13 protein-coding genes are annotated in these 12,411 nt (G+C 54.2%); 8 read left to right on the top strand and 5 right to left on the bottom strand.

What is annotated here, in order from left to right; all coding sequences use genetic code 11:
* Window positions 1-3 precede the first annotated feature (3 nt).
* The 8 genes from CC94_RS0117605 to CC94_RS0117570 all read left to right on the top strand — a co-directional run bounded on the left by CC94_RS0117605 (window position 4) and on the right by CC94_RS0117570 (window position 4,889).
* Window positions 4-396, top strand: a complete 393-nt coding sequence (locus CC94_RS0117605; RefSeq protein ID WP_005372042.1) for a hypothetical protein — start codon at window positions 4-6, stop codon at window positions 394-396.
* A 6-nt stretch (window positions 397-402) separates the two neighbouring features.
* On the top strand, window positions 403-657 hold the full coding sequence (locus tag CC94_RS0117600) for a hypothetical protein (RefSeq protein ID WP_005372041.1): 255 nt from the start codon (window positions 403-405) through the stop codon (window positions 655-657).
* A 34-nt stretch (window positions 658-691) separates the two neighbouring features.
* Window positions 692-904 carry a hypothetical protein gene (locus tag CC94_RS0117595; RefSeq protein ID WP_005372039.1) on the top strand — a complete coding sequence of 71 codons (213 nt, stop codon included), beginning with the start codon at window positions 692-694 and terminating at the stop codon, window positions 902-904.
* A 185-nt stretch (window positions 905-1,089) separates the two neighbouring features.
* Window positions 1,090-2,196 (top strand): hypothetical protein, encoded by a 1,107-nt coding sequence (locus CC94_RS23860; RefSeq protein WP_169740971.1) that lies wholly within the window; start codon window positions 1,090-1,092, stop codon window positions 2,194-2,196.
* A gap of 4 nt (window positions 2,197-2,200) precedes the next feature.
* A complete protein-coding gene (locus CC94_RS0117585) occupies window positions 2,201-2,548 on the top strand; it encodes a DUF2523 domain-containing protein (protein WP_005372033.1) in 348 nt (115 codons plus the stop codon).
* Complete coding sequence (locus CC94_RS0117580; protein WP_005372032.1) at window positions 2,548-3,930, top strand: zonular occludens toxin family protein; 1,383 nt, start codon at window positions 2,548-2,550, stop codon at window positions 3,928-3,930. The genes CC94_RS0117585 and CC94_RS0117580 overlap by 1 nt, the downstream gene beginning before the upstream one ends.
* Window positions 3,931-4,029: 99 nt before the next feature.
* A complete protein-coding gene (locus CC94_RS0117575; RefSeq protein WP_005372030.1) occupies window positions 4,030-4,449 on the top strand; it encodes a hypothetical protein in 420 nt (139 codons plus the stop codon).
* A complete protein-coding gene (locus tag CC94_RS0117570) occupies window positions 4,446-4,889 on the top strand; it encodes a DUF29 domain-containing protein (protein WP_005372028.1) in 444 nt (147 codons plus the stop codon). Before CC94_RS0117575 ends, CC94_RS0117570 begins: the two co-directional genes overlap by 4 nt.
* A gap of 680 nt (window positions 4,890-5,569) precedes the next feature.
* Here the strand turns inward: CC94_RS0117570 and CC94_RS0117565 are convergent.
* The 5 genes from CC94_RS0117565 to purL form a co-directional block, all read right to left on the bottom strand.
* On the bottom strand, window positions 5,570-5,920 hold the full coding sequence (locus CC94_RS0117565) for a hypothetical protein (protein WP_005372023.1): 351 nt from the start codon (window positions 5,918-5,920) through the stop codon (window positions 5,570-5,572).
* Window positions 5,921-6,155: 235 nt separating this feature from the next.
* Complete coding sequence (locus CC94_RS0117555; RefSeq protein ID WP_005372019.1) at window positions 6,156-6,437, bottom strand: hypothetical protein; 282 nt, start codon at window positions 6,435-6,437, stop codon at window positions 6,156-6,158.
* A gap of 633 nt (window positions 6,438-7,070) precedes the next feature.
* The gene (locus tag CC94_RS0117550) at window positions 7,071-7,505 is read right to left on the bottom strand and encodes an Hsp20/alpha crystallin family protein (protein WP_005372018.1); all 435 of its coding nucleotides are present in this window, start codon (window positions 7,503-7,505) and stop codon (window positions 7,071-7,073) included.
* Window positions 7,506-7,907: 402 nt separating this feature from the next.
* On the bottom strand, window positions 7,908-8,357 hold the full coding sequence (locus CC94_RS22525; RefSeq protein WP_005372017.1) for a hypothetical protein: 450 nt from the start codon (window positions 8,355-8,357) through the stop codon (window positions 7,908-7,910).
* A gap of 92 nt (window positions 8,358-8,449) precedes the next feature.
* Entirely contained in the window at window positions 8,450-12,331 is a 3,882-nt protein-coding gene (purL, locus tag CC94_RS0117535) for a phosphoribosylformylglycinamidine synthase (protein ID WP_031431662.1), read from the bottom strand.
* Window positions 12,332-12,411: the final 80 nt, after the last annotated feature.

Raw genomic sequence — 12,411 nt, 5'->3', positions numbered from 1 at the left:
TCCATGCCACGCATACAAGACATCAAAATCCTCGATCTTGAGGAAACCACCTATTACGACCGCGACGACAGAGACAAAAAAAATCCGCTGCCGGGTTGTATCGTCACGGCCAAGTTTCAGGGCGAAAAATTGCCATTCACCGCCACGCTGAAAAAGGAACATCTCGAATTAGGCGTTCATCGTCAGCTTGACGACATGCGCGGCATGGGCAAGTTCGTGACCATGAACCTCGGGGCCATGTCCGGGGATCGGGGCATTACCTGGTTTTTTCCCAGCGAAGGGCGGGGCGGCGTCAAGCCTGTCCTGCAACCGGTTGCTAAACCGGATTCGCTCGGCAAGCCGGATGACAAAAAGGTCCAAGCATTCATGGGCGGTAAAACGGGCACCACCGGTTAAATCGTCATGTACCTCTGCTTACATCAAGCCTCCGGCCTTCTAACTGCTACCGAAGTCGCGGCACCGATCGATTGCCCGGCCTCGGACTTTTTGGCTGTCAATTCGACCGTCCTGGCCGATACGCTCACGATGTCGCAGTTGTTCCAATCCTATTTTGCCTTCGATCCGGCTCTTTTCGAGTCGCTCGTAGGCTATTCGATCCTGTCGTTTATCGGCGGGCTTGCCATCGGTCTGGTCATTAAATTGATGCAGACTGTTTAACCGGGGGTCTCCCCTCTACTTTGGAGTCATTATCATGAAAAAACTGAAACAAGCCTTTTTTAACCGTTACGCTGCCGGTGCGGCCTTACTCGGCGCTACTGCGGCGTCGCATGCGGACATGTCCTCTGATATCTCGGCAGCATTCACTGGCGCGACATCTAATGTCACGCTGGCCGCTGGCGGTGTCGTTGCCTTGGTGGCGGTCGTGACTGGCATTTCCTTGATTGTCAGCTTGCTCCGCAAGTAAACTCATGTTAACCACGGTCATCATATTGGCTTCTGTCATAGCTGCATTCTCGGCGGGGCTGTATGCGGGCCGTGGTTAAATTCTTTTTGGCTTTTGCTTTTTTGGGGTTTTCTACCTTAGTTAGTTCCAGTACAATTTTCGAAGCTATGGCTAGTTGTCGTGCCCTTGGGCCTGTGTGCACGCCTGTGAGTCAGGTGCCCGGATGTCCCGTTAATGCCGGTACTTATACTAATTATCGGGCAATTTTGCGCTCCCCTTCTTACCCTACTAGTTGTAGTGGTTATGGCTTCTATACCTATAGCGAGGACTGTCCTGCTGGTAAGACGGCCAATTTTTTGACCGGTCAGTGCGAGTATGCGTGTTCTGATGGTCAGGTACATAATCCTGGTGGTGATGGATGTATCGATAAGCCGCCCGATTGTTCGTCTGAGCAAATTGCGCAAATGTGCGGCGGTAGTATTTGTACCGGCACTTTTCAGCCGCCTACTTTGTGTTGGCTTTCCTCTGCCTCTGCGCCTGCCGGTTGTGAATCCGGCACCAAATTTACCGAAGGCTGTCCCCAGGTTTGCGGCCCTGGTCAAACGGTTGATCCTAACACACATGCTTGCCTCGATCCTACCTGTCCCGATGGGCAAACTTATGTTAATGGCTCGTGTAAGACAACTCTGACTTGTAAGACTGGATTTGTCGCCAATTATACGACCGGCGCTTGCGAGTTCAATCAATGCCCGGACGGCTATACGACCGGTGCGGTGAACGGTCAAATGTATTGTGCTAAGCGATTGCAAGGCACAGTTCAGAAGAACGAGCATAAGACCACTCAGGAAAATTCTACCGTCACAACAAATTCGGACGGCTCGATCTCGATCCAGACTACCACTGATTCGGATGCCTCTTCGACCTCAGACGTTGATATTGATACCTCCGGGCTGGCTCAGGAAGAGACTATGCAAGGGGTTGAGAAGGGTATTAAGGGGTTGTCCCAGGGGGACGGCAAGGGAAAGGGCGCGCCTGGTAACGGCGCGTTTGATCCGTCCGTACCGGCTGCGGCGTCCGCTGAAGCTGAAGCTGAATTCAATGCGGCTTTGGCGGCGGCCAAATCCGGGTTTTCATCGTTATTTGCTAATATGCTGCCTGCCGGGGGCGGGGAATTGCCTATTATCGATATTGGCACCATCAAGGGCGTTCCGGTCGTTATCGACATGAATCGTTATGCCGGTCAGTTGGCCATTATCGGTAATGTCATGGTGTTTGCCGCGTTGGTGTTCGCTGTCTATATTGTGCTGGGGTGAACGTATGTCCGTAATTGTCGATGTGGTCAATGCGGTTGTTGATGTTTATGATCTGGTTCAGGACTTCATTACTGAAGGGATTTATAACCTGCTCACTCAATTTACTGCCTGGTTCATAAAATGGGTCACTGTTGCATATTGGAAGCTCAAGCTGGCCGCTCTACAGTTCAGCTATGATGTTGCGATGCAAATGATGGTTGACCTTCAGCTTAGCCAATATCTACAGCTATTTTTTGGCGCGTTGGATAGTCGTGTCGCGTCCATGTTGCAGTTCTTTCGGATTCCTGAGGCCATTAATATTGTTGTCAGCGCCTTTTTCACGAAATTCGTTTTCCGTTTCTTTGGCTTCTGATGGCTACCTCTATTCATCATGGCCCGCCTGGCTCGTATAAGTCTTTTACCTTGGTTCAGCGTCGAGTCATCGACGCGCTGAAGTCGGGCAGGGTGGTGATTACCAATATTCGCGGTTTGACCTCCATCGATCGCATTCGCGATCAGTTTGAATCCGAAGATATCAAAATTCCGGATTCCGCCGATTTGCTTTTTGTGAATACCGAAGTCGATGAAGGCCGCCGTCTTATGGCCGGTTGGTTTCACTGGGTGCCGCTTCGGGCTTTGGTGATCATTGATGAGGGGCAACGGATTTACCCGGACCGTCGCGATTTTAAGATGGAAACTCTCGATCAGCGCGTTGTTCCGTTGGGCTTTCAGGTACAGGACATTGAGATTGAAATTTCGGATGACTATACTGGCAATCGGTATATCGTGCGCCGTCCTGAAGATGTCTTTACCGCGTTCGACATGCAGCGACATTTCCAATGGGATGTGTTTATCTCGACGACCAACATTGCCAAGATCAAGGCCCCGATCCGTGAAGTAGCCGAAACCGCCTATCGGCATAAATCGCTGTCCGGCAAGCTCCCCAAGCCCTTAGCAAAGCTGTTTGGCTTCTATCAGACGTGGTATGAGTTTCAACACGATCCCGAGAACTCGGGCAAGCTCGCCTCAAATCTTATAGGCAAACCTAGGAAATACAAAGCCGATGAACGAATCTTCCGCTGCTACCAATCCACCGCCACCGGCGAACATACCGAAAGTAAAGCCGATCAAAGCATCTTGGGCGATTCGAAGCTCAAGCTATTGGCGGCTGTGCTCATTCTGGCTTTGGGAAGCTTGGTCTACAATTTCGCGACCTATGCAGAGAATCATAAAAAGCCTGGTCTTCAGCCTGCTTCCTCCGCTCCGGCATCTGCTTCGTCTGCTTTACCGTCTCCTCGGTCAGATTCTCCGCTTGGCCGGAGTGATCCTGTTCCGTCTGGTCTCGCTGCTGATAGTCATGTACATCAGCGGCAAAACCTTGATTTTTCTGCTGAGCTAGGATTCCAGGTATTGTCTCTCTCATATCGATCCGCTTACGATCCTTCCCATGATCGCCTTGAATTTCTGGCTAAAACCGCCGAAGGTGATCTTTATACGCTTTCGATGCGTGAGCTACGTGCTCTGGGTTTTCAGGTTGCGGTCCATGGTCATTGCACGCTATTTTTGCTCCGCTCGGACGGCGTATCCCGTTCTGTCCCGTGTTACCCTCCGGCGGATGTGCGCTGCCGTACCTTCGTTGACGCGTCTGACCTGGTGATTCGTCGCGATTGTCGCAAGCGTCATGAACCAGATTCTTCACCGCCCCAAAACGCTTTGGTTGCCTCGGCCTCTTCTTTACTGGATAGAAAACCTTAACCCGTTACGTAAAATAATTATCGTAACGTAACAAATAATTATTGACTTATTTATTGTAACGCGTTACAATAAATTTAAATCAAGCTAAAGGGGGTTTTTATGATTGATCATCTCGACAAACAAACTGTTGATCTTTTCCAAACCGCTAAACGTGGTCGCGGTCGGCCTGTGACTGGTCAGGCCATGACCAACGCCGAACGCCAAAAGCGTTATCGTCAATCACTTAAAATAAAAACCGTTACCGTAACGAATAATCAAGATACTGATGATACTGACTGGCAGAGTAGGGCGCATGCCATTCAGTCCGAACTCGATACACTGCGTGATTATTTGACTCGCCTGGAAGGTTGTGTGGATCGTCGCAACACGATTATTTCTGACTTGCGCGGGGAAATGGCACTAATCAAATCACAGTTGAGCCAGCTAAAGGGCCAGTTGACCAAATGCCGTAACGAAAACCGACTGTTACGCTCTAAAATACAGCATCTTGAATTACAGGCCGATGTAAATAAATTATGAAAGCATCCAACTACGAAACCGATTTTTACACCTGGACTCAGCAACAGGCGGCTTTACTGAAAGCTGGTCGCTTGTCTGAAATTGACGTTGAACACCTGATCGAGGAAATTGAAACTATGGGACGAGCTGAAAGGCGCGAATATGAAAGTCGTCTGTTTGTGCTGTTGCTGCATTTGCTTAAATGGCAATATCAGCCGGTGCGCCGTGGTCGGAGTTGGTTGTTAACGATTAAAGAGCAGCGGATTCAATTTGTCGAGGTTGTGGATGAAAATCCCGGCTTAAGACCGCAATTGCCTATGATTTTGAAATCAGCCTATCGTTTGGCTTTGGTTCGAGCGGCCAGGGAAACCGGACTGGATGATTCGACGTTTCCCGTAGAATGTCCCTGGACGATGGACCAAATTACCGATCAGACGTACTTTCCGGGCGGCGATGCTTGAGCCGTGCGTTATCGAGACAGGAGTCGAGACAGGCCGGGCGCTTTCCCCGGCCTGATAGCGCGTAGTTTGCCTCCGATCGGAGTTGTCCACTTTTCCCCGCGCGTAACTGGGAGACTAAGCCCGATGGTCTCTAGCCGTGCTTAGGCTTTCGATCCTCCCAGTCTTTGATCCCCTTGACCCCCCTTTCTTGATCAACCGCCGTTCGCCGCTGGGCGGTGTGCACACCTTGATGCCTGCAGGCAGAACGCCCTTTTCGGTTGATGCTTTTTACTCGCTCAGCTTTTGTTTTCTTTGTCTACCTTGCCTGCTTAGTGCTAATCGGCATGGCAGGGTCCGGGGCCGCCAAGCCCCGGCGGGTTTGGGCTGCAAGGCCCAATTCAAACGCCGAAGGCGGGGCGCGCGATAGCGCACATTTACTGATTTCTGTTACCTGCTGGGTAATATTTATTCCGAGCTCGTAACAGCCGTTACTCATTGATCGTTATAAAGCCTGGACAAGTAACAGAATCTCCGGTGAGGGGAGGAATGAGCGAGCGCCAGCGAGCGAATGACGACCGAACCGGAGAGTGCCCGTACCTGTAACACGGGCACTTTGTACCACGGGTGGTACAAAACGGTATTTTTACACCCTTAAGCTCAGTGGCTTTTTTCTTTCGTAAAGCCGGGGTTAAAGCCGGGGCTTACCCGGCTTTTTTTGCTTGTTTCGCTTCCCATCGCTTTCGCGCACGCATGAAGTGATTCGCGCAAAAGATGCGGGTTTCATGATCCTGGATATCAAAGCACTGTTCCGGTTTCCGGTACGCCTTTTTGAAGTCCGCCATTGTATGGACTGCTTCGTTATAGGCTTGGGTGCCGTTTTCGTAGGCGATTTGTTCGCGTGTTTTCGGAATGAGCTTGCCGGCCAGATTGGCCAGAAACAGAAATTTCTGTTCTTCGGCTTTGCTGTTCAGGTAGATCAATCCGCCGCCGGCGGCGGTGAGGATCACGACTGCGGTTAAAATGCCCAAAATGACTTGTGTAAATGTTGACATGCTGACCTCTATGTTCAGGATATTTTTTACCTCGAATCCAGTATAGAAGTCTTTTTTAATTCTTAAAGTCTAAATTTTGATCTTTTTAACATGCGTCTAGCAATGCTGCGGCCTCGCGTCGTCGTTTCCACAAGCTTATCCACCAAAACGGTGCATAACCCGCGCCACGTTCTGAGCTCTTTCAGCTCGTCCCTGAGCCTAAACACTTCCTCGGCACGCTCCCGGTGCTCTAAGATCATTTCCGGCGTCCAGCGCGGAGCTTTCCGCGCCGCAGGACGCCACGGCTGAAGGTCCAGCCGTCCCAGCTGTCATGTCCAACGTGCTTGTGGTCCCACAGCTGCAATAGCCGCTCGGCCATCAGTGGCGCGCCGTCCCGGTCCCATTGTTGGATTTCTTCGACCGATACGCCCAACAGCTCGGCCGCACGTTCTTCGTTCAGGCCCACCGTATGCCAGCGAAGATGGTAGAAGGTGGATTTTGGTTTGCGGCCGCGCTTCTTTGCTTTGGTTTCGGTCATGGCTTTTTATCCTGATAAAAAATCTCAGGATAGCTAATAACGTTTTTTGTAATACAATTTTACATAATATACATTATGCGAAGTCGTTATTATGGCTGGCAGAGTTGGGAGTATTTGCTATAATCGAACTTTTACCACGTCCGGCATAAGGTTGGTTTGAACGCCGAACGTGCGGCCGAGGTACTCGACTGTACAATCGTCGAAGTCGAGGAATTCGACATCAAAGGCGCTCCGGTGATGGGCGCACCTTTTGTTGTTATGAGATCGGAAGCACGTCGGCGTCGAGGGCTGGGACGGCTGGCTGGTTTTGCGCAAGCGCTTCGATAACAGCGCACTCTCAGGCCGGAAAAGCACCTGACCTGTCTCGATGACGATCGGTTAAGCCGCTTCCATGGTGATATGCACCCGGCGACCGAGTGGTAGCCCTCATGAGATCTTGGTAACGTTTGGCGGCTAGGTCGATATCCCCGCTTGGCGGTAGCCCGGCTTTTTTCCAGGCAGGAGTGAAGCACATAGACAACCTGAAATAGATCACGTGAAAAACGTCGGCATCGTCAGCGATACGAAGTTCTTCGACGCCCTGCCCTACGCTACGATCAGCATCGGTTGAAGTTGTCAGGCTGGTGGCCGCTCTTACTTGATCGTTTCAACGCTGATCTTCTTGGGCTTGACCTGTTCGCGTTTGGGAATTACGATTTCGAGCACACCGTTTTTAGATTTTGCGCTGATCGCTTCGGCATTGGCGGTATCAGGCAGGCTGAAGTGGCGGTAGAACGAGCCGTAGGTCCGCTCGACGCGTTTATAGCCTTCCTGCTCGGTGCGGGCTTCGCTTTTCTTCTCGCCTTTGATCGTCAGTACGCCGTGTTCCATGCTAACGTCGATGTCTTCGGGTTTGATGCCCGGAATGTCTGCAAACAGCACGAATTTCTCGGCATCTTCTTTAATGTCGACTGCCGGCGTCCATTCGGCGGTCGCGATCGATCCTTCGCCCGAAGCGCCTTCATGCGCGCGTTCGAGCTCGCGTTGCAGTTGATTCAATAAACTCCACGGTTGATAATGATAAGCCATTGTTTCCTCCTCGTTGATCAATCAAGCTGATTATGAATGACGAACCGGATTTCCGGTTTCGTGTTATTACAATTCGTGTTATTACAATAAGGTTTGATAGTTAGTATTTCAAGAGGCAATCCGTAAGGCGGAACGCGTCAGCGGTTCCGCCGTGGCAAGTTCCTTCACAACGCTCACGTATGCCGTAGAGCCGATTTATGAGAATTTCAGTCGACCCGACCTTCCGAGCTCCATTGGCAAGAGCCGTGTGCGGTAGTGCCGCTCGCACCGATCAGGACGAATCCTCTGACTTTCGCGGTGCTGGTGGCGATCCTGTTCGGTATTCGGTTGTTCTACCGGCTGAACGACGCCAGGAAAACGGACGTTAAGCGGTATAAGGAAAAAATTGTCGAAAACTCCTTCTTACATGAAAAACATCACGTATAGGTAAAGTATAACCATCGGAATCACGATCAGTTTGATTTTTTCGAACCGCGTCAATTCTCGCCAGTATTCCATGGCATCGAAAGGGTGCTCGGTTCGAAACTCGCTCCAGGCGAGCCGGCTGCGGCGATATAGATGGAGAAAGTAACGCCCCATCCTGTAGAGAAGATAACTGCCGATCGCCAACAGGACATAAAATACGATCGTCTGCGTCGAGTGCAGATCGGTCTCGAACAGGTGCTCGATCACATGGTCGAGCACCATCTCGACGGACTCGAACAAGATATGGCTGAATTCGACAAAATGATCGAATAAAAAACCCAGGATATTTGTCGTCGTATCGAAAACGACATCCGGAAATAATACGATCAGCGCTAAACTGATCAGCACCCAAATTTTGAGATATTTCCATCTTTTCGAAGGATTCACGCTTTTGTCTCCCGGAGCCAGTGATTTTATCCAACAATAATCGTAGCTGCCCTACTTCGTAATAATCCAGTCCTTCCATATCAACATAACCTTTAACCTACACCGGCCCTGGCATTTCTGAATATCCGCATCCAGGCGCCGTATTCGCCCCAGTCGCCGGGATGCCAGGAGTTCTGCACCGTTCTGAAACAGCGTTCCGGATGCGGCATCATGATCGTGAAACGGCCGTCCCGGGTGGTCAGTCCGGTGATGCCGAGCGGCGAGCCGTTCGGGTTGGCGGGAAAACTTTCGGCTGATTCGCCGTAGTTGTCGACATAGGACAGCGCGACGATCTGCGCCGCAAGGGCCTTGGCATGGCCCTGTGGGAATTCGGCACGGCCTTCGCCGTGCGCGACCGCGACCGGCATTCGGGAACCCGCCATGCCGTTGAAAAAGATCGACGGCGACGGCAGCACCTCGACCATCGCGACCCGCGCCTCGAACTGCTCCGACCGGTTGCGCATAAAGCGCGGCCACAGTTCCGCGCCGGGAATGATGTCTTTCAGTCCGGACATCATCTGGCAGCCGTTGCAGACGCCAAGGCCGAAGGTATCGGGGCGGTTGAAGAACGCTTCGAACTGTTCGCGCGCGCGGGCATTGAACAGGATCGATCTGGCCCAGCCGCCGCCGGCGCCGAGCACGTCGCCATACGAAAAGCCGCCGCAGGCGACAAGGCCCTTGAACACCGACAAATCGACGCGCCCCGAGATGATGTCGCTCATATGCACGTCGATGCTGGCGAAGCCGGCGCGGTCGAACGCGGCGGCCATTTCGACGTGGCCGTTGACGCCCTGCTCGCGCAGAATCGCGACTTTCGGCTTCGCGGAAGCAAAAATGAAAGGCGCGGCGACATCGTCGTTCGGATCGAAAGTCAGCTTGACGTTCAGGCCCGGATCGTTGTCGTCCCGGATCCGTTCGAACTGCTGCAGCGCGCAGTCCGGATTGTCGCGCAACGCCTGCATCCGGTAACTGAGCTCGGACCAGTGCGACTGCATCTCGGCGCGCGATGCCTGATAAACGATACGGCCGTTATGGATCATGGTCAGCTGCTGGCGTTCGACGACGCGGCCGATGATCCGGCTGACTTCGCCGAGGCCGGCCTGTTTCAACGCGTCCAACACATCGTCCGCCTCGCCGGTCCGGACCTGGATTACAGCCCCCAGTTCTTCGTTGAACAAGGCCGACAGCAGATCGCCGTGATCGTCCAGAATCAGTTCCGCGCCGAAGCGGCCCGCAAAGATCATTTCCGCGACCGTGGCCAAAAGGCCTCCGTCCGCGCGGTCGTGGTAGGCCAGAAGCTTGCCTTGCCCGTTCAGGTTCTGTATCGCTTCGAAAAACGCTTTCAGCAGGGCCGGATCGTCGAGGTTCGGGCTCGTGTCGCCGAGCTGCCGGTAAACCTGGGCCAGCGCCGAGCCGCCGAGGCGGTTTTTGCCCCGGCCGAGATCGATCAGGATCAGCACGCTGCCGTGCGCCTGGCAGCAAAGCTGCGGCGTCAGCGTCTTCCTGATGTCGGTGACCGGCGCGAACGCGGTAACGATCAAGGACAGCGGCGCGGTCATCGTTTTTTCGCCATCCGCGTCTTTCCAGACCGTTTTCATCGACAACGAATCCTTGCCGACCGGTATCGCAATGCCCAGTGCCGGGCAAAGTTCCATCCCGACCGCCTCGACCATGTCGAACAGTGCCGCATCCTCGCCCGGAAAGCCGGCCGCGGCCATCCAGTTGGCGGACAGTTTGATGTCGCCGAGCTGGTCGATCCGGGCGGCGGCGATATTCGTGATTGCCTCGCCGATCGCCATCCGCCCCGAAGCCGCCGCATCGATCACCGCAAGCGGCGTCCTCTCGCCCATCGCCATCGCTTCGCCGGTTTCGGCATAAAAACCCGAAGCCGTCACCGCGGCATCGGCGACCGGCACTTGCCAGGGGCCGACCATCTGATCGCGCGCGACCAGGCCGGTCACCGAACGGTCGCCGATATGGATCAGAAAACTTTTGTCCGCGACCGCGGGAAACGACAGCACGCGCCTGACCGCTTCGCCGAGCTCGATGCCGCCAAGATCGACCGGCTGCAGCGCGGGCTTTTGCCGCTGTACGTCACGATGCATCCTGGGCGGCTTCCCGAACAAGACCGACATCGGCAGATCGACAGGCGCATCGTCGAGCAGGCTGTCGTCGAGTCGCAGTTGTTCTTCTTCGGTCGCGGCGCCGATTACCGCATATAAGCAATGCTCGCGTTCGCAGAACGCCTGGAATTGGTCGAGCGACTCGGGCCTAATCGCGACGACATAACGTTCCTGCGCCTCGTTGCACCAGATCTGCATCGGCGACATGCCGATGTCGGCGTTATTCACCTTGCGCAGCTCGAAGCGTCCGCCGCGCTCGCAGTCGTGGATGATTTCGGGTACCGCGTTCGACAAACCGCCTGCGCCGATATCGTGGATTGAAACAATCGGCGAATCCGCGCCGAGCGCGTTACAGTGGTTGATCACTTCTTGGCAGCGGCGCTGCATTTCCGGGTTTTCGCGCTGCACGGAAGCGAAATCGAGGTCTTCGGAGCTTTCGCCTGAAGCCAGCGACGAGGCCGCGCCGCCGCCGAGACCGATCAGCATCGCAGGCCCCCCGAGAATGATGATCAGGGATCCTGCGGGAATCGGCTGCTTGTTCACCAGCATCGGCCGGATCGAACCCATTCCACCCGCGATCATGATCGGCTTGTGATAGCCGCGGTAATTGTTCTTATCCGCACCTGGCGCCGGTTGTTCGTAGCTGCGGAAATAGCCGGCTAAATTCGGGCGGCCGAATTCGTTGTTGAACGCAGCCCCGCCGATCGGGCCTTCAAGCATAATGTCGAGTGCGGAGGCGATGCGCGACGGCTTGCCGTGGTCTTCTTCCCACGGCTGTTCATAACCCGGCACTTTCAGGTGCGATACCGAGAATCCGGTCAGGCCGGCTTTCGGGGTAGAGCCACGGCCGGTCGCGCCTTCGTCGCGAATCTCGCCGCCGGAGCCGGTGGCGGCGCCCGGATGCGGCGAAATCGCGGTCGGGTGATTGTGGGTTTCGACCTTCATCAGGATATGCGCGTCTTCCTCGATGTAATCGTAAAGGCCGGTGGCGGGATCGCGGCGGAAAACCCGGTTGTTGAAACCTTCGATAACCGACGCATTATCGCTGTAGGCGGACAGAATGCCGTCCGGATGCTGCTGGGTCGTATTGCGGATCATTCCGAACAGGGTTTTTCCTTCCTGTACACCGTCGATCGTCCAGTGCGCATTGAAAATCTTGTGCCGGCAGTGTTCGGAATTCGCCTGCGCAAACATCATCAGCTCGACGTCGGTCGGGTTTCTGCCCAAGCTCTCGAATGCGGAAACCAGATAGTCGATTTCGTCTTCCGACAATGCCAGGCCCAGGATCCGGTTGGCCTGCACCAACGCCGGCTTGCCTTCCTCGACGATCGCGACGCGCTGCAACGGCTGCGGTTCGTGCTTGCCGAACAAATCCGGCGTGTGGCCGCCGTAGCACACGCTTTGCGTCATCCGATCGTGCAACTGGGCCGCCAATTGCCGCTGCACGGAATCGCTCGGCGCCGTGCCGGCTTGCAGGCTGTATTCGATGCCGCGTTCGATCCGGTTGACCGATCCCAGGCCGCAACGTTGCGCGATTTCGGTGGCCTTGCTAGACCACGGCGAAATCGTGCCGGGGCGCGGTACGACCACCAAGCGAATGCCTTCTTCGGTAATATCGGCAGGACCCGAACCGTAATCCAGCAGTTGCTTCAGAATGCTTTGCTGGTCGTTCCGCAGATCGCCCTCTTGATCGACGAAATGCACGAAGCGCGCCGACAAGGAATAAATTCCCGGTTCGACGGCCTGCAAATCGGCGAGCAGTTTGGTGATACGGAAATCGGAAAGTGCAACGGGACCGGGAATGATTAGCATGAATCGATAGAATGAAAAAAGATGAAAACTTAGAAGCGAGGTATGCCTGCGAAAACAATCCGGTTCAGCCATAGCGTACC

It is taken from the genome of Methylomicrobium agile (assembly GCF_000733855.1).
GTDB classification, from domain to species: Bacteria; Pseudomonadota; Gammaproteobacteria; order Methylococcales; family Methylomonadaceae; genus Methylomicrobium; species Methylomicrobium agile.
The sequence above is the reverse complement of the archived record's forward strand: the minus strand, read 5'-3'. Positions and strand labels throughout refer to the sequence as shown.